We start from the raw sequence: 18,636 nt of genomic DNA on the forward strand, positions 1-18,636 counted from the left end.
CGTTCATCGATACCGCAAAGGTCTGCACCAGCCCGATCAGCAGCGAGGCGGCGAAGGCCCCGGGCAGTGAGCCCAGTCCGCCGACCACGACGACCACGAACAGGATCGGTCCGAGCAGTCCGGCCATGTTGGCCTGCGTCACCAGCGCCGGACCGGCGATCACGCCGGCGACCGCGGCGAGCGCGGTGCCGACGCCGAACACCAGCATGAAGATACGGCCGACGTTGTGTCCGAGATGGCCCACCATGTGCGGATGCGTCAGCGCAGCCTGCACGATCAGCCCGATCCGGGTCTTCTTCAGGACGATCAAGAGCCCGATGAAGATGACGATGGAGACCAGCAGCATGAACATCTTGTAGGCGGGGTAGTTGGTCGAGAAGATCGTGAAGGCCGGAAAATCCAGCAACGACGGCACCCGGAAATCGACCGGGCTCTTGCCCCAGATGATCTGCACGATTTCCTCGATCGCAAAGGCGAGGCCGAAGGTGAACAGCAGTTCGGCGACGTGGCCGTTCTTGTGCACGCGGCGCAGGCCGTAGCGCTCGACGGCGGCACCGAGTGCGCCGGCCAGCAATGGCGCGATCACGAGCGCGGGCCAGAAGCCGAACCAGCGGCTGATCTGAAATCCGAAGAACGCGCCGATCATGTAGAAGCTGGCATGCGCGAAGTTCAGCACGCCGAGCATGCTGAAGATGACGGTGAGCCCGCTCGCCATCAAAAACAACAGCATACCGTACAGCACACCGTTCAGTGTGGAGATGACGATCAGTTCAAGCACGGCGCACCGCCTGGGGAATAGGGGACGCGTCCGCCCCGGAGGCCCGGGGCGGACGGGTTACGCGTGAATGATTACTTCGGCCGTTCCATCTTGCAGGTTGTCGGCAGCATGGTCTGGGCGACATCGATCTTGGCGATGAGTTTCCAGCCCCAGCCGGTCTTTTCCTCGTCGAACGGTTCCTTTGCGGTGCGCTCGCCGAGCGAGGAAATGTAGATCGGCTGGAAGAACTGGTGGTCGTCCTTCCGCATGTTGCCCTTGCCGCCGTTGAAGACGTCGAACTCCATGCCTTCGAGTGCGCCCGCAAGCTTGATCGGATCGACCGACTTGGCCTTGTCGGCGGCGGCCGCCAGCATGCGCATCTGGTTGACGGCGCGGGGGTAGAACAGGCTGAAGTCGTATTTCGCGCGCAGTGCCTTCTCGAATTCCTGCGACGGCTTGTTGTCGAGGTTGGCAATGCCTTCGCCGACCTGGAACACCTGATGGTTGAGGTTGGCCTGCTTGATGGCGGTCGGGCCGCCGGTGCCGCCGGCGTAATAGGTGTACCAGTTCACCTTCAATCCGGCGTCCGCCGAAGCTTTCAGCAGCAGCGCGAAATCCTGGCCCCAGTTGCCGGTCACCACGGTGTCGGCGCCCGATGCCTTGATCTTGGCGATATAGGGCGCGAAATCGGTGATTTTCAGCAGCGGATGCAGTTCGTCACCGACGATCTTGATGTCCGGCCGCTTGGCGCCGAGCATCGACTTGGCGGCGGTTCGGACCGAGTGGCCGAACGAGTAATCCTGATTGATCAGATAGACGTTCTTGATGGCGGTCGCGGTCTTCATGTAGTTGGTGAGCGCCTCCATCTTGATGTCGGAGTTGGCATCCCAGCGGAAATGCCAGAAGCTGCACTTCTCATTGGTCAGGACCGGATCGACCGCGGCATAGTTGAAGTACAGCACTTCCTTGCCGGGATTGCGCTCGTTGTATTTTGAAACGAAATCCGTCAGCGCGCCGGCGACCGAGGAGCCGTTGCCCTGGGTCAGAATCCGGATGCCCTGATCGATGGCCTTCTGGGCCTGGATCAGGCTCTCCTGCGGATTGGTCTTGTTGTCGAAAGCGACGATTTCGACCTTCTTGCCGAGAACACCGCCCTTGGCGTTCAACTCCTCGGCGAGGAACTGAAAGGTCTTCAGGCCGATTTCGCCAATGCTGGCGCCGCCGCCCGACAACGGGTCGATATAGGCGATCTTGACCGTCTCCTGCGCGATCGCAGCCGTGCCGAACATCGGCAGCGCGACGGCCGCAGCCATCATCAATTTACGCATGTGCTTCTCCCTTTATTGGCTTTTCTTGGGTTCTGGCTGGGCTCAGATGCCGGAATGGCTGGATTCCAGTCATTCGGCATCTGTCCTCACGTGTGTTGATTGTGGTCCAAGGCTCCGTAACCCGCAAGCCCGGTGACGCCTGGCCGGTAACGGCCTCCCGGGGATCGATTTGCTTGGGGGAAGGGGGGCATGATAGGGGTTTGGCCGCCCGGCTTGCGTCCTTGGGACCGAAGTGACTGGCCGGTCCAGCGCAACGTTTGGTAGTTCGTCGTCGCCCGGCTGCTCTTGGGTAGTTGCTTTTGGGTAGCCTTGGCGTTGTTGGAGAAGACATGACGGTTCAGGATTCAAAACGGCGCGTGGCGCTGATCACCGGCGTCACCGGCCAGGACGGTGCCTATCTCGCCGAATATCTGCTCGGCCTCGGCTACACCGTGCACGGCATCAAGCGTCGATCGTCCTCGTTCAACACCGCGCGCATCGACCACCTTTACGAAGACCCGCATGCCGGCAACGTGCCGTTCCTGCTGCATTACGGCGACATGACGGATTCGACCAATTTGATCCGGCTGATGCAGCAGATCCGGCCGACCGAGATCTACAATCTCGCGGCGCAGAGTCATGTCGGCGTCAGCTTCGAAAGTCCGGAATATACCGCGAATGCCGACGGCGTCGGCGTGCTGCGGCTGCTCGAAGCCATCCGGATTCTCGGCATGGAAAAGGAGACCCGGTTCTATCAGGCCTCCACCTCGGAATTGTATGGTCTGGTCCAGGAGGTTCCGCAGAAAGAAACCACGCCGTTCTATCCGCGCTCGCCCTATGGCGTCGCCAAGCTGTACGGCTACTGGATCACGGTGAACTACCGCGAGGCCTACGGCATGTATGCCTCCAACGGCATCCTGTTCAATCATGAAAGCCCGATCCGCGGCGAAACCTTCGTGACCCGCAAGATCACCCGCAGCGTCGCCCGCATCGAGACCGGTCTCGAAGACACGCTCTATCTCGGCAATCTCAGCGCCAAGCGCGATTGGGGGCATGCCAGGGATTATGTCGAGGGCATGTACAGGATATTGCAGGCGGATGAACCCGACGATTTCGTGCTGGCGACCGGTCAGACCCGCTCGGTGCGTGAATTCGTCGAATTGGCGTTCGCGGAAGTCGGCCGCGGCATCGAATGGCGCGGCAAGGGTGTCGACGAAACCGGCGTCGATGCGAAATCCGGCAAGACCCTGGTTCGCATCGATCCTGCCTATTTCCGGCCCACCGAAGTCGATCTCCTGGTTGGCGACGCCAGCAAGGCGCGCGACAAACTCGGCTGGAAGCCGACGACGACGTTCGCGCAGCTGGTCAGCGAAATGGTGGCGGGCGATCTCGCGATTGCGCGGCGGGAGGTCGCCAATGGCAAGAACCCCGTTTGAGCTGAAGGGCAAGACGGTCTTCGTTGCCGGCCATGGCGGCATGGTCGGCGGCGCGCTGGTGCGCCGGCTCGGCCAGGAAGATGTCCGCCTGCTGACGGTCAAACGCAACGAGGTCGATCTGCGCGATCAGGCCGCGGTCGCCGGCTGGTTCGCCAAGGCGCGGCCGCAAGCCGTGTTTCTGGCGGCGGCGAAGGTCGGCGGCATCGTCGCCAACAATACGCTGCGCGCCGAATTCATCTACGAGAACCTCATCATCGCGGCCAATGTGATTCACGCCGCGCATCTCAACGGAACTGAGAAGCTGATGTTTCTCGGCTCCTCCTGCATCTATCCCAAGCTGGCGCCGCAGCCGCTGCGCGAGGATTCGATGCTGACCGGGCCGCTTGAGCCGACCAACGAGCCCTATGCCATCGCCAAGATCGCCGGCATCAAGATGGTCGAGGCCTATCGCAGCCAGTATGGCTCCGACTTCATCAATGTGATGCCGACCAATTTGTACGGGCGCGGCGACAATTATCATCCGGAATACAGCCACGTCGTCGCTGCCCTGATCCGCCGCTTTCATGAAGCGAAGGTTGCCGGCGTCGGGAACGTCGTGGTCTGGGGCACCGGCACGCCGCGGAGGGAATTTCTCTATGTCGATGACATGGCCGATGCCTGCGTGCATCTGATGAAGACCTATTCCAGCGAGGAACTGGTCAACATCGGCACCGGCGAGGACATCACCATCGCCGAGTTCGCGCGGGTGGTCGCCGCCACGGTAGGATACACCGGCGAGATCAGCTTCGACGCCTCGAAGCCCGACGGCACGCCGCGCAAGCTGCTCGACGTCAGCCGCCTCGCCAGACTGGGCTGGCGCGCCAGCACCTCGCTCGAGGAAGGCATCCGGCTGGCCTATCAGGCGTATCTCAGCGAACAGAAGTGATTTCCGCCCGGGCGGATTCGATTTATCCCGCTTGTAAGATGCGCCCGGCCAAAGGTACGCTTCGCCCGAGAAAACCATAATCGCGCGGCGGCATTGTTCCATATGGGATTGCCGAGCCGCAGCGAAGGTTATGTTCGGGGGAAGCATGATGAAATTTCCGCGTCGCCAATTCTTGCATCTGGCCGCAGGCGCCGCCCTGCTGCCAGTCGTTTCGCCGAGCGCCAAAGCGCAAAGCTATCCGACGCGTCCCATTCGCCTGATCATCGGCTACACCCCCGGCGGCTCGGCGGACATGACCGCGCGACTGATGGGGCAGTGGCTCTCGGAGCGGCTCGGTCAGTCATTCGTGATCGAGAACCGGCCCGGCGGCGGCACCAACATCGCCACCGAGGCGGCGCTGCGGGCCGCGCCTGACGGTTACACGCTGTTTCTGGTTGCTCCGGCCAACGCCATCAACGCGACGCTCTACAGCAAGCTCAATTTCAATTTCCTGCAGGAGGCCGTGCCGATCGCGGGCATCATCCGTTTTCCCAACGTGGTGGTGGTGAACCCCGAGGTTCCGGTCAAGACCATCCCCGAACTGATCGCCTACGCCAAGGCCAATCCCGGCAAGCTCAACATGGCGTCCTCCGGCAACGGCTCCACGATCCATATGTCGGGCGAATTGTTCAAGATGCTGACGGGCATCGACATGCTGCACGTGCCCTACCGCGGCGGCGCGCCGGCGTTGACCGATCTGCTCGCCGGACAGGTTCAGGTGATGTTCGACAACCTTCCGACCTGCGCCGGGCACGTCAAGGCGGGCAAGCTGCGGGGTCTCGCGGTCACCAGCACGACGCGGTCGGAGGTGTTGCCGGACCTGCCGACGGTGGCCGATTTCCTGCCGGGCTACGAAGCCAGCGCCTGGTATGGCCTCTCCGCGCCGAAGGGCACGCCCCCCGAGATCGTCGAGACGTTGAACAAGGCCGTCAACGCCATCCTGGCCGATCCCGCGGCGAAGGCGCGGTTCGGTGAACTTGGCGCCGTCCTGCTGCCGGGCTCGCCGGCTGATTTCGGCAGACTGGTGGCGGATGAGACGGAAAAATGGGGCAAGGTGGTGAAGTTCGCCGGCGCCAAGGTGGATTAGCGGCAGGCCTTGATCAAGCTTTAGCGGCGTTGCGCGGCGCGGTCTTGCCGAGCGTCGCCGCCATCGCCGATATCAACGGCTTCATGAAGAAGGCGTCGTTGGCGGGCGCGATGTCGGTGCGCAAGCCTTGGGACTTGAGTTCGTCGGACACCACGGGCCCGACCGAGGCGATCGGCGTGCGCGCCAGCCCCTCGCGCAAACGCGCTTCACATCCATGCGCCCGCGCGACGTCGAACAGGCGGCGCGCCTGGCCCGAACTGGTCAGCGCAATCGCGTCGATACGGCCCTGCGCCATCTCGTCGATCGCGGTGATGATGTTGGTTTCGGCGGCCTGCGCGTCGTAGACATAGGGCAGCACGGCATCGACGTCAGCGCCTTGCGCCGTGATCGCGCCGATCAGCGTCGAGTGATCCTTGTCCGGGTAGAGCTGCAGGCCGACGCGATGGCCCGCAAGATCGACGCGCGACAGCATCTCGGTGATTCCCTCCGAGGTCGGCTTCTCCGTCGTCATTTGCGGCTCCAGCCCGATCTCGCGCAGCGCTTTGCCGGGCTTGGGACCTCGCGCGAACTTGCGCGCCTTGCCGAGTGCGGTGACAAAATCCTGGTCGACGCCGGTCCGCCGCGCCACCTTCATCAGCCGCCGCAGACCCTCGCCGGTCATCAGCACCAGATCGTCGCAGGGTCTTGCGATGAAGCGGCCGATCCAGGCCTCGACCGGCGCGGAATCCGGCGCGTCGCGGATGGTGAACATCGGACATTGCAGCACGTCCGCGCCCTGCTCGGTGAGCAGGCGGGAAAACTGCGCCTCTTCGCGTGTTTCCAGGATGAGAATGCGATAGCCGTTCAGTCTGTCAGCCATGATCCTGCTCGAGCTCGGGTCGCCTGTTGTTTGTTCATCATGACGCTCCGACCGGGATTGGCGCAAGGGCGTTCCGGGTGATAGAGCAGGCCGCAAATCGCTGTTCCGTCCCCGTCTCCCGGAAGTCATCAAGCTCGCCATGCCCGATCATCAGTTCGTTCTGACATTGTCCTGCCCGGATCGCCCCGGCATCGTTTCGGCCGTATCGACGTTCCTGGCCCATAACGGGCAGAATATTCTCGATGCCCAGCAGTTCAACGACGTCGAGACCGGTCATTTCTTCATGCGGGTGGTGTTCAATGCCGCCGATCTCGCGGTCAATCTGGCGTCGCTGCAAACCGGCTTCGGGGCGATCGCCGAACGCTTCGGCATGGAGTGGCTGATGCGCGACCGCGCCAGCCGCCGCCGGGTCATGCTGCTGGTCTCGAAATCCGATCACTGCCTCGCCGATATCCTTTATCGCTGGCGCACCGGCGAACTCGAGATGATCCCGACCGCGATCGTTTCCAACCATCCGCGCGACACCTACAGCAATCTCGATTTCGGCGAGATTCCGTTTCACTATTTGCCGGTCACCAAGGAGACCAAGCGCGAGCAGGAGACTGCAGTCTGGAATCTCGTCGGCGAGACCAGGACGGACCTCGTGGTGCTGGCGCGCTACATGCAGATCCTGTCGGACGAGATGTCGGCCAGGCTGTCGGGGCGCTGCATCAACATCCATCATTCGTTCCTGCCGGGCTTCAAGGGCGCGCGGCCCTATCACCAGGCACATGAGCGCGGCGTCAAACTGATCGGCGCCACCGCGCATTACGTCACCAGCGCGCTCGATGAGGGGCCGATCATCGACCAGGACGTCGAGCGCATCAGCCACCGCGATACGCCCGAAGACCTGGTTCGCAAGGGCCGCGACATCGAACGCCGCGTGCTGGCGCGCGCCATGCGCCATCATCTAGAGGATCGCGTGATCCTCAACGGCCGCAAGACCGTGGTGTTCATGGACTGATGCGAGGCTTTAGTCGAATTTCGGATTGAACGCTCTCGGATTCCAGCCGAAGTCGCGCGTAGCCGGCGCGGAATCGAAGGTCATGTCCTTCATCATGCGGATGCCCATCGCGACATTGGCGCCCGGAAACAGCCGACGCGCCACCAGGAAGCCGGCTCGCCACAATGAAGGCGGCACCGAAATCATGCGCCGTGGCATCCGCAAGCCGTCGAAAATCCTGCCGATCATTTCCCGGTAGGCGAGCGTCTCGCCGCCCGGCAGCGAATAGAACTTGTTGATCGCAGCGCGGCTCGAGGCCGCGGCAAGCGCGCCGATCGCCAGATCCTCCGCATGTACCGGCTGGCGCAAACCCGGCGCTCCGCCGACCAGCGGCATGAAGCCGAACCTGCGAATAAGCCGCGACAGCGGCGTGATATTGGTGTCGCGCCCTTCAGCGTAGATCAGCGTGGGACGCAATATCGTCCAGCCCACATTGTGCGCTTCACACGCCGCCGCGATTCTTCGCTCGGCATCGGCAAGCCTTCCTATCATCTCGCGTTCGGCTTCGACTTCGGTGTCCTGCTTCGTGATCACGCTGGTCGAACTGAAGACGACAACTCGCTTCAGGGACGGGTTGAACAGCCGGGGCAGGGCGTTGGCCAGGAGAATGGCGTCAGCGGTGCAAAACAGCGTCGTGAATGGCGGAAACTTCAGTGAATCCGGCTTCTCCAGATCGCCATGGAACCAATCGACTCCCGGTGTGCTCCGGTGCGATCTCGACAGGACAAATGGCCGTTGGTCCACGCGCAGGAGGTGCTCGACGATATAGCCGCCGACCAGTCCCGTGCCACCTATGACCAGACTCCTGGTTTGCTCGGCTTCGCTTCTCTTGGCGTCCACTAGGCCCACTCGCTCCGGGCGACTCTCGAATCGCTCTCATGCACAAAGCGATCGTGCATTCTTAGTAGATCGATACCGGAACACACAATCGCTAAGCGGATCATCGTTAATGGTTGCTCGCGGTCTATCGCATGCGCTCCGCTGATGACGCGTCGGGTTTGGCGTCATCTCTTTCCGCAGCGGGCTGCAGTCGTTTCTTTTCCCGTTCCTGCATGAACTCGTCGTATTTCGCGGTACCGGGCCTCGGCGGGGCATCGGCGGGCATGCCACCGGCCCATTGCGGGATGGCATCGCTCATTCCGGCCGCGAGCTTTTCGTTGATGGATCCGCATCCGCCCAGGCCGCACGACGCAAGCGTGACGGCAAGGGCGACGACAAGATGGCGGGTGCCTGTGGACATTTGCTTGAGGTCGCAACCGTGTCTGGTGAGTTCTCGTGGGCGCTCCCGATCGCTCCCCCGATGGATCCGGCGCGTCCACGACGTCGCTCTGCCGGATTGCGTCAGTCTAACGCATCAGTAGAACTGATAGAATTGTACTTCGTCGGGATTGTTGGTAACTTTATACCGTATACTCACATCCGAGACCGGCCCGGTCAACTGGCCGGGAATTGCGGCACGGCCGGCCGGGCGTTCGGGCGACTGCTATTGACCCTGCCGCGCGGGGGTCGCCATGCCGCGCCGATATAGGACGTCATGCCGCGACGGCACATGGCTGAAAGATCGGGGTTATGGTACGGCAAAAGCCGGGATACTCGGTTCGAAGCACGAAACCGACCAGGGGAGAGCGTTCATGTCGATTCGCACTGATTTATTGTCGTTGGCTGCCACGGGCATCGCACTCGCCGTCGCGGCTGGAGCAGCTCCGGCCAGCGCGCAGGAGAGCGTGAAGATCGGCCTGATCCTGCCGATGACGGGCGGCCAGGCGTCGACCGGCAAGCAGATCGACAATGCGGTCAAGCTCTACATGCAGCAGAAGGGCGATACCGTCGCCGGCAGGAAGATCGAGATCATCCTGAAGGACGACGGCGCGGTTCCAGACAATACCAAGCGCATCGCGCAGGAACTGATCGTCAACGACAAGGTCAATTTCATCGCCGGCTTCGGCGTTACCCCGGCAGCCCTTGCCGCGGCGCCGCTGGCAACCCAGGGCAAGATCCCGCAAATCGTGATGGCGGCCGGCACCTCGATCATCACCGAGCGCTCGCCCTATATCGTGCGCACCAGTTTTACCCTGGCGCAATCCTCCACCATCATCGGCGACTGGGCTGCCAAGAACGGCATCAAGAAGGTCGCGACGCTGACCTCCGACTACGCGCCCGGCAACGACGCGCTGAACTTCTTCAAGCAGAATTTCACCGCCGGCGGCGGCGAGATCGTCGAAGAGGTCAAGGTTCCCCTGGCCAATCCCGACTTTGCGCCGTTCCTGCAGCGGATGAAGGATGCCAAGCCCGATGCGATGTTCGTGTTCGTACCCGCCGGGCAGGGCGGCAACTTCATGAAGCAATTTGCCGAGCGCGGGCTCGACAAGAGCGGCATCAAGGTAATCGGTCCCGGCGACGTGATGGACGACGATCTCCTGAACAACATGGGCGATGCCGCGCTCGGCGCCGTCACTGCGCATTTGTATTCGGCGGCCCACCCCTCCGCGATGAACAAGGAGTTCGTCGCCGCCTACAAGAAGGCCTTCAACAGCCGTCCGGGTTTCATGGCGGTCGGCGGTTATGACGGCATCCACCTGATCTACGAGGCGCTGAAGAAGACCGGCGGCAAGACCGACGGCGATGCGCTGATCGCTGCCATGAAAGGGATGAAGTGGGAAAGCCCGCGCGGCCCGATCTCGATCGATCCGGAAACCCGCGACATCGTGCAGAACATCTATATCCGCAAGGTCGAGAAGGTCGACGGCGAGCTCTACAACGTCGAATTCGCGACTTTCGAGGCTGTCAAGGATTCCGGCAAGACGAAGAAATAACCTGTGCGGCTGAGAGGTGAGCCTCATCCTGAGGAGCCCGCCTCTTGGCGGGCGTCTCGAAGGATGGGCAGCGGAGCGAGGCCCTCGTGCTTCGAGACGACCCCAACGGGTTCGGACCCGTTGGGGCCTCCTCAGCATGAGGGCCTACTCTAGATGACCACGCTGTTCACCATCCTGTTCGACGGCGTCGCCTACGGCATGTTGCTGTTCGTGCTGGCCTGCGGCCTTGCCGTCACGCTCGGGCTGATGAACTTCGTCAACCTTGCGCATGGCGCGTTCGCCATGACCGGCGGCTATGTCTGCGCGGTGCTGGTCAACCAGTCCGGCTGGCCGTTCTTCGCCGCGCTGCCGCTGGCGTTCGTCGTGAGTGCGGCGATCGGCGTGGCGCTGGAACGTTCGCTCTACCGTCACCTCTACACCAGAAGCCATCTCGACCAGGTGCTGTTCTCTGTCGGCCTCGTCTTCATGTCGGTGGCGGCGGTCGACTACATCATGGGATCGTCGCGGATCTTCATCAAGCTGCCGGCGGCGCTGGAGGGGCAGATCGATTTCTTCGGCGTCGGCATCGGCCGCTACCGGCTGATGATCATCGTGATCTGTGGCCTGCTGACCGTGGCGCTTCAACTGGTGCTGGCGCGCACCCGGTTCGGCAGCCGGCTGCGGGCGGCGGTCGACGATCCCCGCGCCGCCTCCGGGCTCGGCATCAACGTGCCGCAGGTGTTCGCCTTTACCTTTGCGTTCGGCTGCGGGCTGGCCGGCCTCGGCGGCGCACTCAGCGCCGAGATCCTCGGGCTCGACCCGTATTTTCCGCTGAAGTTCATGATCTACTTCCTGATCGTGGTCACCGTCGGCGGCTCCTCCAGTATCACCGGGCCATTTCTGGCCTCCCTGCTGCTCGGCATCGGCGATGTCGCCGGCAAGTATTACGTGCCCAAGATGGGACCGTTCGTGATCTACACCATCATGATCGTGATTTTGATCTGGCGTCCGAACGGTCTGTTCGGCCGCACGGCCACGCGTTGACGCCGATGAGCGCGAGCAACGATGTCTCCACCTCTGCGATGGCGAGCGGCCGCTGGCGTATCAGCGAAGTAGTGTTCTGGGTGCTGGTGCTGGCCTGTCCTTTGCTGTTTCCGTCGCGCTACCTGATCATGACCGACATCCTGCGGCTGGCGCTGTTCGCGCTGTCGCTCGACCTGATCCTCGGCTACGCCGGCATCGTCTCGCTCGGACACGCTGCCTTCTTCGGCGTCGGCGCCTACTCGGCGGGATTGCTGGCGCTGCACGGCATCATCAACGAGCCCGTCATTGCGCTGGTCGTCGCGGGCTTCGCCGCGATGGTGCTCGGCTTCTTCACCAGCTTCCTCGTTATCCGCGGCGTCGACCTGACGCGGCTGATGGTGACGCTCGGCATCGCGCTGTTGATGGAGGCGCTTGGCGAACGCTTCTCCAATATCACCGGCGGCACCGACGGGCTGCAGGGCATCGAGATGCAGCCGCTCCTCGGCATGTTTGCCTTCGATATGTTCGGCAAGACCGGCTTCTGGTACTGCCTGATCGTGCTGTTCCTGTTGTTCCTGCTGGCGCGCCGGATCGTCCATTCGCCGTTCGGCCTGTCGCTGCGCGCGATCCGGAACAATCCGTTGCGGGCCGCTGCGATCGGCATCCCGGTCAACCGGCGGCTGATCGCGGTCTATACGCTGTCGGCGTTTTACGCGGGGATCGCGGGAGCGCTGTTCACCCAGACCACGGCGCTGGCCTCGCTGGATGTGTTCTCGTTCGAAAAATCGGCCGATCTGATGCTGGTCCTCGTCATCGGTGGTACCGGTTATCTCTACGGCGGGCTGATCGGGGCGGTCGTATTCAAGATGCTCCAGGAGGTTTTCCAGACCATCACGCCGCAATACTGGCTATTCTGGATCGGCCTCGTGCTGGTCGTGATCGTGCTGGTCGGCCGGGCCCGCATGCATCGCTGGGCCCTGTGGCTGCCCAACCTGGTGATCCGGCGGCTTGCCGGACGCAAGGCGGTCGTTGTGGTTCCCGAAAGTGACGCGTCATGACGGTTGCGCTGGAAACGATCGGACTGGAGAAGCGCTTCGGCGGCCTCAAGGTCACCCAGGACCTGTCGCTCAGGATAGAGCAGGGCGCCCGCCACGCGTTGATCGGCCCGAACGGCGCCGGCAAGACCACCGTCATCAACCTCCTGACCGGGGTGCTCAAGCCCGATGCGGGGCGCATTCTGCTGGAGGGCAACGACATCACCGACCTGGCCGTCCACACCCGGGTGCTGCGTGGGCTGTCGCGCACCTTCCAGATCAACCAGCTCTATGCCGATCTGACGCCGCTCGAGACCATCGGGCTTGCGGTCTCCGAGCGGCTCGGCCGCGGCGGCGACTGGTGGCGCCGGATGGGGACGCGCGACGACGTCAATGCCGAGATCGCGGAGAATCTGGCGCGATTCCACCTGCTCGACGTCATGAACGAGCTGACGGTGACCCTGCCTTACGGAAAACAGCGCCTGCTCGAGATCGCGGTCGCCATTGCCGCCAGGCCGCGCGTGCTGCTGCTGGACGAGCCGGCCGCCGGCGTGCCCGAAAGCGAGCGCCACGATATCCTCGCGGCCGTGGCGGCGTTGCCGCGCGACGTCACGGTGCTCCTGATCGAGCACGACATGGATCTGGTGTTCTCGTTCGCCGACCGCATTTCGGTGCTGGTCAATGGCGCGATGCTGGTGGAGGGCCCGCCGGACGAGGTGGCGCGCGATCCCAGGGTGAAGGCGGTCTACCTCGGCGAGGCCGCCGATGCCTGATCTCCTCGCCATCGAAGGCCTGCGCGCCGGTTACGGCGAAGCGGTGGTATTGCCCGGAATGTCGCTTCGCCTGCCGGAAAGCCAGGTGCTGGCGCTATTGGGCCGCAACGGCACCGGCAAGACCACGCTGATCAATTCGATCGTCGGGATCACCCGCCGTTTCGGCGGCACCATCTCCCTCGGCGGGATCGACATCACCGCGATGCGGCCGGATCAGCGGGCGCGGACGGGCATCGGCTGGGTGCCGCAGGAGCGCAACATCTTCCGTTCGCTGACGGTGGAGGAGAACATGACCGCCGTCGCCCAGCCGGGGCCGTGGACGGTGGCAAAGGTCTACGAGATGTTTCCGCGGCTGAAAGAGCGCCGCAACAATTTCGGTAACCAGCTTTCCGGCGGCGAGCAGCAGATGCTGGCGATCGGCCGCGCGCTGACGCTCAATCCGAAGGTGCTGCTGCTGGATGAGCCGACCGAGGGGCTGGCCCCGATCATCGTCGAGGAACTGCTCGAGGCGCTGGGCACCATCACCCGGGCCGGCGGCATTTGTTCTGTTATTGTCGAGCAGAACGCGCAAAAGATTCTAGGGCTTGCCGACCGCGTTGTGATATTGGAGCGCGGCGCGATCGTCCATGATGCGGCAAGCAGCACGTTGAAGGCCGATCCCGCCGTCCTGGAACGCTTTCTCGGCGTCTCCGGCACCGTCGCACACTAGTTTGTTTTGATGCGTTTGCTTGACGCGGACCGGTACCCACTTCGCCTGAAAACGCTATGAAAATCCTCGGGAGTTGAGACCATGCAGCGAACCAAAGCCCCTTTCCGCGCCGACGAGGTCGGCAGCCTGTTGCGGCCGCCGCGCATCAAGGAGGCGCGCGCCAGGCTGGAGAAGGGCGAGATCTCCGCCGACGACCTGCGCAAGGCCGAGGACATGGAGATCGAAAAGGTCGTGCACAAGCAGGCCTCGATCGGCCTGAAGCTCGCGACCGACGGCGAATTCCGTCGCTCCTGGTGGCATTTTGACTTTCTCGCCAAGCTGACGGGATGCGAACTGTTTCATCCCGAGACCGGCATCCAGTTCGCAGGCGTGGAGACCCGGCATGACGCGGTGCGGGTGATCGGCAAGCTCGATTTTCCCGCCGACCATCCGATGCTGGACCATTTCCGCTTCCTGAAGAAACATGCGGACGCCGCGCATGTGATGCCGAAGATGACGATCCCTTCGCCGGCGGTGCTGCACTTCCGCGGCGGCCGCAGGGCGATCTCGAAAGACGTCTATCCCGATCTCGATGCGTTCTACGAGGATCTCGGCAAGACCTACCGCAAGGCGGTCAAGGCATTTTACGATGCCGGCTGCCGTTACCTCCAGTTCGACGATACGGTGTGGGCCTATCTCTGTTCGCAGGAAGAGTTGCAGAAGGCCCGCGAGCGCGGCGACAATCCCGACGGCCTGCAGGAAATCTACGCCCGGATTATCAACTACGCGATCGCCGAGCGGCCGGCCGACATGACCATCACCACGCATGTCTGCCGCGGCAATTTCCGCTCCACCTGGATTTCGTCCGGCGGCTATGAGCCGGTGGCGGAAACCATGCTGGCCGGCACCAATTACGACGGCTATTTCCTCGAATACGATTCCGAGCGCGCCGGCGGCTTCGAGCCGCTGCGCTATCTGCCGAAGGGCAACAAGATCGTGGTGGTCGGCGTCATCACCTCGAAATCGGGCGAGCTGGAAAAGAAGGAAGACATCAAGCGGCGGCTGGAAGAGGCGAGCAAGTTCGTCCCGCTGGACCAGCTCGCGGTATCGCCGCAGTGCGGTTTCGCTTCCACCGAGGAAGGCAATTTGCTGACCGAGGAAGAGCAGTGGGCGAAACTGAAGCTCGCGGTCGATGTCGCCAACGAGGTGTGGGGGAAGTAGGGGGGCGCTTTTCCTGACTGGCCCGGAGGCGGGTCCGCCGCAAAGCTCGCATGCGCGGACCCGAAGAAATCAAATAGCCTTGAGCTTGCGATAGGCGAACCAGACCATCCTCAATAGCAGCCAGCCGTCGCGAAAGCGCGAGATTTGGGTTTCGCCGAAGGTGCGCGCCTTGTAGTGGATCGGCGTCTCGACGATTTTCAGGTTCTGCTTGGCGGCGCCGAAAATCAGATCGAAATCGCCGAACGGATCGAAATTGCCGAAATAGGCGCGCTCCCGCGCCAGCACCTCGTAGTCCTTTCGCAGCAACACCTTGGTGCCGCACAGCGTATCGGTCAGGCGGGTATTGACGAGATAGCTGAACAGATAGGCGAAGCAGCGGTTGGCAATGAAATTCAGCGGGCGCATCGCCTCGCTTTCCATGGGATAGACCAGCCGGGTGCCGTTGACAAATTCGGCCTTCCCGCTCTCGATCACGGCGTGGTATTTCGGCAGTGCCTCCGGCGGCATCGTTAGATCGGCATCGAGGATCATCAGAACGTCGCCGGTCGCGGCGCTGAACCCCTTGCGAACCGCGTCGCCCTTGCCTTTGCCGTCTTGTTTCAGAACCTTGATATCCCAGCTGTCCCGATAGGCCTCGCGCACTCGCTCGCATTCCTCGAACGTGCCGTCGCTGGAATTCCCTTCTACGAACAGGATTTCTTGAGAACTTCCGAATCGGGGCATGCGCCGGATCGCGTTTTCAATGTTGCCCCTCTCGTTGCGACAGGGAATGAGAACGCTGGCGGAAAATTTGCGGTCAGGGAAATGGCGGACCGGCCGTCCTATGATGTAGGTCCGCAGGCACAGCTGCCTGATTCCCGGCAGCGGCGCGATGTACCGATTGATAAACGGCCCAAGCCCGAGCCAGCGTCGCGGTAGCAATTGGCGCTGCTCCTGGCTGATCACCTCGAAGTCGGCGAGGTCCATCAGGTTCAGGAAGTCGGCGGTGGCGATATAATTGATTTCGGGCTGCTTGCTGCGCAGGCGTAACGTCTCGGCGAGTTTCAGGATCGGTTCCCACATATGCGAGTAATAGGCGATGATGTTGCGCGTCGAAGGCGAGCACAATCGCTGGGTCAGCCGCAAGGTGCCGTCGATATCGTCGAACATGCCGATCGTGTCAGCCATCACGATGTAGTCGAACGGTCCCTCGATTGAGGTCATTGTGGCGGGATCTTCGATGTCCCCGTAAACGAAATGCAGGTGGGGATACCGAGCCTTCGCCTTCGCGATTGCCTTGGCGCCAAAATCGACGCCGACACCATATGACGGCTTCAGGGCGGCCAGCAAATCCCCCCGACTGCAACCGAGTTCGAGCACTCGCTTGCCGGGCGGAATCAGAAATCGCATGAACTTGCGGTCGTCATCGTGATAGGCGGCGTTGAATTCACGCCAGCGATCGAGTTCCTCGCTGTTACCCTCGAAGTGGTCGAGTAGGTCGCGTTTGCGCCGACTGGAAAGCTCGATTGAGTCAGGGGGGGCTGGTCGTGCGGAATTCATTGCGGCGTCGGATAAAGTCAAAGTCCATGCCTTTGATCTGGAAGGAATCGAAACAGGCAGTCGGATCTCGCCAAAACGCGACCGCTTCGATCGATCCTGATTTCTAGACTGAATTGTCGCTCGGCTGTACCGAAATCGTTTCCTCTGGGGCTTGGATTCGTCGACCTGCCGTCGGCCGGGATGATGCCGCGGTGCAGGAGCCGCTCGGAGCACATTTCCAAGGGTGGGCAGACAGTGCTAGGACACCCGCGCCATCCTTCGCTGCCCACCCGCCTTTCCCAAACCCGGCTTCATGAAAAACGACCAGATCCTCAGCCTGATCTCCGAGTTCTGCCGGCAGGCGGATATGGCGGAATCGACGTTCGGCCGCCGCGCCGTCAATGACGGCAAGCTGGTGCACCGCCTGCGCGAGGGCAAGCGCATCACCATCGACACCCTGGATCGGATTCAGGCCTATATCGCTGCCTCCACGCCCGGCGGTCTGCCGCCGCCGCGCGGGCTCGAGGTTCCCGCCGAAAAGCGCGACCCCAGGGGCAATTTCCGGTTTTTCGAGAACCGCCAGAAGTACCTGCTGTTCGTCCATACCTGCAGCGAAAAGCGGGTGATCGCCGAGCGGGTGGCGCTGGAACTCGGCAGCATCCACCCCCGGCCGCCGGCGCTGCGGGTGTTCGATGCCGGGGTCGGCGACGGTACGGTGCTGGCGCGGGTGATGCGCTCGATGCACGGGCGCTTCCCCCACATGCCCTTCTATATCGCCGGCAAGGAGCTCAGCCTGGAGGATGTCCGGCTCACCCTCGACAAGGTGCCGGACCGGCTGTTCGAGCACCCGGCGACCGTTTTTGTGCTGACAAACATGTATTACGCCGAGGCGCCCTGGCTGACGCCGGCCTCGCCCGCGGCGGCCGCGGGCATGATCTGGCACGAAGTGGCCCTGCAGGGGGCCTCCTCGGGCGAATTCGAGGCCCAGATCGCCGCATTGGGGCCGTTTCTGGAGCAGAACTGGCGGGCCAATGTCAGCCCGCGCTCCGGCATGCCGGTCTATGAGCGGCCGGTCGCCATCGTGCTGTACCGGGAGGACCACCGGTTTTTGCTCGATTCGATCATCCCGCGGGCCGGCCGTTCCGAGGCCAATTTCGACCTGATCATCGCTTCGCAGCCCTACCGGGCCAAATCTTCTGTGAATTTCCGCGCCAAGCGTATCATAGCACCGCTGGCCCGGGCGCTGCGGGCCGGAGGCCGCCTGATCGGAATTCACTCCCACGGACAGGATCCGGGGCTGGAGATTATCCAATCGGTCTGGCCCGGAGAAAATCCTTTCGCGGTGAGCCGTCATGAGCTATTGCGCGCGGTGAAATACGAGCTGGGGTCGGCCGGGCGCGACCTTAACTTTAATGCATATGCCGATAACCGCTCGATCTTCCGATATGATATGGAAGCGCTGCCCAACGAGGTCACCGGCTCGATCGGAACCTCCACGGCCTTTGCAGCGTGGAACGCGGCGGTGTATGTCGCCCAGATCGAAGACGACCGGTTGACGGAAATGACAGAAAGCGGCCGCACTCTCGATGCCACCAGGGAAGTTCTGCGCAAGCATAACGGGCTCTGGTTCTATGACGAATCCTACGTCATCTCGCGCCGTCGCGACTGACACTTCAGGCACATTTTTGATAACGGACCGCCGAGGTCAGGCGGAAAAGGGGTTGGTTGATGCGCGCGTCTTATCTGTTCACCAGTGAGTCGGTTTCCGAAGGTCATCCGGACAAGGTCTGCGACCGGATTTCGGACGAGATTGTCGATCTGTTTTTCCGCGAAGGCCAGAAGGCGGGCTTCGATCCCTGGGCGATCCGGGCAGCCTGCGAAACGCTCGCCACCACCAACCGGGTGGTGATCGCCGGCGAGACCCGCGGTCCCGCATCCGTCACCAACGAGCAGATCGAAAGCGTGGCGCGCGCCGCGATCAAGGACATCGGCTACGAGCAGGAGGGCTTTCACTGGGAGAAGGCCAACGTCGAGATCCTGCTGCATCCGCAATCCGCCGACATCGCGCAGGGCGTCGACGCGCTGCAGCCCGGCACCAACAAGGAAGAGGGCGCCGGCGACCAGGGCATCATGTT

Annotated in this window: 18 protein-coding genes; 12 read left to right on the forward strand and 6 right to left on the reverse strand. The window is 62.7% G+C overall.

Translation table 11 applies throughout. From position 1 onward, the window contains the following. Both Q7T45_RS28750 and Q7T45_RS28755 read right to left on the reverse strand, forming a co-directional pair. Window positions 1–778, reverse strand: a 778-nt coding sequence (locus Q7T45_RS28750; protein WP_304875556.1) for a branched-chain amino acid ABC transporter permease, incomplete at its 3' end; no start/stop codon positions are given. A 71-nt stretch (window positions 779–849) separates the two neighbouring features. Then, entirely contained in the window at window positions 850–2,085 is a 1,236-nt protein-coding gene (locus Q7T45_RS28755; protein ID WP_304875558.1) for a branched-chain amino acid ABC transporter substrate-binding protein, read from the reverse strand. Window positions 2,086–2,414: 329 nt separating this feature from the next. Here Q7T45_RS28755 and gmd point away from each other — a divergent pair, with 329 nt between their 5' ends. The 3 genes from gmd to Q7T45_RS28770 all read left to right on the forward strand — a co-directional run bounded on the left by gmd (window position 2,415) and on the right by Q7T45_RS28770 (window position 5,551). Next, a complete protein-coding gene (gene gmd, locus Q7T45_RS28760) occupies window positions 2,415–3,500 on the forward strand; it encodes a GDP-mannose 4,6-dehydratase (RefSeq protein ID WP_304875559.1) in 1,086 nt (361 codons plus the stop codon). Then, on the forward strand, window positions 3,481–4,425 hold the full coding sequence (locus tag Q7T45_RS28765; protein WP_304875560.1) for a GDP-L-fucose synthase: 945 nt from the start codon (window positions 3,481–3,483) through the stop codon (window positions 4,423–4,425). Before gmd ends, Q7T45_RS28765 begins: the two co-directional genes overlap by 20 nt. A 148-nt stretch (window positions 4,426–4,573) precedes the next feature. Continuing rightward, window positions 4,574–5,551, forward strand: coding sequence for a tripartite tricarboxylate transporter substrate binding protein (locus Q7T45_RS28770; protein ID WP_304875561.1), 978 nt, complete (start codon window positions 4,574–4,576; stop codon window positions 5,549–5,551). A 13-nt stretch (window positions 5,552–5,564) separates the two neighbouring features. Here Q7T45_RS28770 and Q7T45_RS28775 read toward each other — a convergent pair whose 3' ends face one another. Further along, window positions 5,565–6,410 (reverse strand): uroporphyrinogen-III synthase, encoded by an 846-nt coding sequence (locus tag Q7T45_RS28775; protein ID WP_304875562.1) that lies wholly within the window; start codon window positions 6,408–6,410, stop codon window positions 5,565–5,567. Between the two features lie 139 nt (window positions 6,411–6,549). On the opposite strand from Q7T45_RS28775, the gene purU reads away from it, so the two are divergent. Continuing rightward, window positions 6,550–7,413 carry a formyltetrahydrofolate deformylase gene (gene purU, locus Q7T45_RS28780; RefSeq protein WP_304745787.1) on the forward strand — a complete coding sequence of 288 codons (864 nt, stop codon included), beginning with the start codon at window positions 6,550–6,552 and terminating at the stop codon, window positions 7,411–7,413. Between the two features lie 9 nt (window positions 7,414–7,422). On the opposite strand, the gene Q7T45_RS28785 is transcribed toward purU, so the two are convergent. Together Q7T45_RS28785 and Q7T45_RS28790 are read right to left on the reverse strand one after the other, a co-directional pair. Continuing rightward, window positions 7,423–8,292 (reverse strand): NAD(P)-dependent oxidoreductase, encoded by an 870-nt coding sequence (locus Q7T45_RS28785; RefSeq protein WP_304875563.1) that lies wholly within the window; start codon window positions 8,290–8,292, stop codon window positions 7,423–7,425. Window positions 8,293–8,416: 124 nt separating this feature from the next. After that, window positions 8,417–8,692, reverse strand: coding sequence for a hypothetical protein (locus tag Q7T45_RS28790; RefSeq protein WP_304875564.1), 276 nt, complete (start codon window positions 8,690–8,692; stop codon window positions 8,417–8,419). 391 nt (window positions 8,693–9,083) lie between these two features. On the opposite strand from Q7T45_RS28790, the gene Q7T45_RS28795 reads away from it, so the two are divergent. The 6 genes from Q7T45_RS28795 to Q7T45_RS28820 all read left to right on the forward strand — a co-directional run bounded on the left by Q7T45_RS28795 (window position 9,084) and on the right by Q7T45_RS28820 (window position 14,983). After that, a complete protein-coding gene (locus Q7T45_RS28795) occupies window positions 9,084–10,265 on the forward strand; it encodes an ABC transporter substrate-binding protein (RefSeq protein ID WP_304875565.1) in 1,182 nt (393 codons plus the stop codon). A 153-nt stretch (window positions 10,266–10,418) separates the two neighbouring features. Then, a complete protein-coding gene (locus Q7T45_RS28800) occupies window positions 10,419–11,288 on the forward strand; it encodes a branched-chain amino acid ABC transporter permease (protein ID WP_304875566.1) in 870 nt (289 codons plus the stop codon). 5 nt (window positions 11,289–11,293) lie between these two features. Next, entirely contained in the window at window positions 11,294–12,325 is a 1,032-nt protein-coding gene (locus tag Q7T45_RS28805) for a branched-chain amino acid ABC transporter permease (RefSeq protein ID WP_304875567.1), read from the forward strand. Further along, window positions 12,322–13,074 (forward strand): ABC transporter ATP-binding protein, encoded by a 753-nt coding sequence (locus tag Q7T45_RS28810; RefSeq protein ID WP_304744374.1) that lies wholly within the window; start codon window positions 12,322–12,324, stop codon window positions 13,072–13,074. Before Q7T45_RS28805 ends, Q7T45_RS28810 begins: the two co-directional genes overlap by 4 nt. Then, entirely contained in the window at window positions 13,067–13,783 is a 717-nt protein-coding gene (locus Q7T45_RS28815) for an ABC transporter ATP-binding protein (RefSeq protein WP_304875568.1), read from the forward strand. Before Q7T45_RS28810 ends, Q7T45_RS28815 begins: the two co-directional genes overlap by 8 nt. A gap of 81 nt (window positions 13,784–13,864) precedes the next feature. Continuing rightward, the gene (locus Q7T45_RS28820; RefSeq protein ID WP_304875569.1) at window positions 13,865–14,983 is read left to right on the forward strand and encodes a cobalamin-independent methionine synthase II family protein; all 1,119 of its coding nucleotides are present in this window, start codon (window positions 13,865–13,867) and stop codon (window positions 14,981–14,983) included. Between the two features lie 69 nt (window positions 14,984–15,052). On the opposite strand, the gene Q7T45_RS28825 is transcribed toward Q7T45_RS28820, so the two are convergent. After that, entirely contained in the window at window positions 15,053–16,522 is a 1,470-nt protein-coding gene (locus tag Q7T45_RS28825; RefSeq protein ID WP_304875570.1) for a glycosyltransferase, read from the reverse strand. Between the two features lie 292 nt (window positions 16,523–16,814). Here Q7T45_RS28825 and Q7T45_RS28830 point away from each other — a divergent pair, with 292 nt between their 5' ends. Both Q7T45_RS28830 and Q7T45_RS28835 read left to right on the forward strand, forming a co-directional pair. Beyond that, window positions 16,815–18,170 (forward strand): hypothetical protein, encoded by a 1,356-nt coding sequence (locus Q7T45_RS28830; protein WP_304875571.1) that lies wholly within the window; start codon window positions 16,815–16,817, stop codon window positions 18,168–18,170. Window positions 18,171–18,229: 59 nt separating this feature from the next. Next, window positions 18,230–18,636, forward strand: a 407-nt coding sequence (locus tag Q7T45_RS28835) for an S-adenosylmethionine synthetase N-terminal domain-containing protein (protein ID WP_304875573.1), incomplete at its 3' end; no start/stop codon positions are given.

Origin of the sequence: Bradyrhizobium sp., assembly GCF_030646015.1 — a bacterium.
In the GTDB taxonomy this organism is placed as follows: Bacteria; Pseudomonadota; Alphaproteobacteria; order Rhizobiales; family Xanthobacteraceae; genus Bradyrhizobium.

Bases quoted from the DNA above. Each gene is read 5' to 3' on its own strand.
- Q7T45_RS28755 (WP_304875558.1), bottom strand. From the start codon at position 2,085: ATGCGTAAATTGATGATGGCTGCGGCCGTCGCGCTGCCGATGTTCGGC.
- gmd (WP_304875559.1), top strand. From the start codon at position 2,415: ATGACGGTTCAGGATTCAAAACGGCGCGTGGCGCTGATCACCGGCGTC.
- Q7T45_RS28765 (WP_304875560.1), top strand. From the start codon at position 3,481: ATGGCAAGAACCCCGTTTGAGCTGAAGGGCAAGACGGTCTTCGTTGCC.
- Q7T45_RS28770 (WP_304875561.1), top strand. From the start codon at position 4,574: ATGAAATTTCCGCGTCGCCAATTCTTGCATCTGGCCGCAGGCGCCGCC.
- Q7T45_RS28775 (WP_304875562.1), bottom strand. From the start codon at position 6,410: ATGGCTGACAGACTGAACGGCTATCGCATTCTCATCCTGGAAACACGC.
- purU (WP_304745787.1), top strand. From the start codon at position 6,550: ATGCCCGATCATCAGTTCGTTCTGACATTGTCCTGCCCGGATCGCCCC.
- Q7T45_RS28790 (WP_304875564.1), bottom strand. From the start codon at position 8,692: ATGTCCACAGGCACCCGCCATCTTGTCGTCGCCCTTGCCGTCACGCTT.
- Q7T45_RS28795 (WP_304875565.1), top strand. From the start codon at position 9,084: ATGTCGATTCGCACTGATTTATTGTCGTTGGCTGCCACGGGCATCGCA.
- Q7T45_RS28800 (WP_304875566.1), top strand. From the start codon at position 10,419: ATGACCACGCTGTTCACCATCCTGTTCGACGGCGTCGCCTACGGCATG.
- Q7T45_RS28805 (WP_304875567.1), top strand. From the start codon at position 11,294: ATGAGCGCGAGCAACGATGTCTCCACCTCTGCGATGGCGAGCGGCCGC.
- Q7T45_RS28810 (WP_304744374.1), top strand. From the start codon at position 12,322: ATGACGGTTGCGCTGGAAACGATCGGACTGGAGAAGCGCTTCGGCGGC.
- Q7T45_RS28815 (WP_304875568.1), top strand. From the start codon at position 13,067: ATGCCTGATCTCCTCGCCATCGAAGGCCTGCGCGCCGGTTACGGCGAA.
- Q7T45_RS28820 (WP_304875569.1), top strand. From the start codon at position 13,865: ATGCAGCGAACCAAAGCCCCTTTCCGCGCCGACGAGGTCGGCAGCCTG.
- Q7T45_RS28825 (WP_304875570.1), bottom strand. From the start codon at position 16,522: ATGAATTCCGCACGACCAGCCCCCCCTGACTCAATCGAGCTTTCCAGT.
- Q7T45_RS28830 (WP_304875571.1), top strand. From the start codon at position 16,815: ATGAAAAACGACCAGATCCTCAGCCTGATCTCCGAGTTCTGCCGGCAG.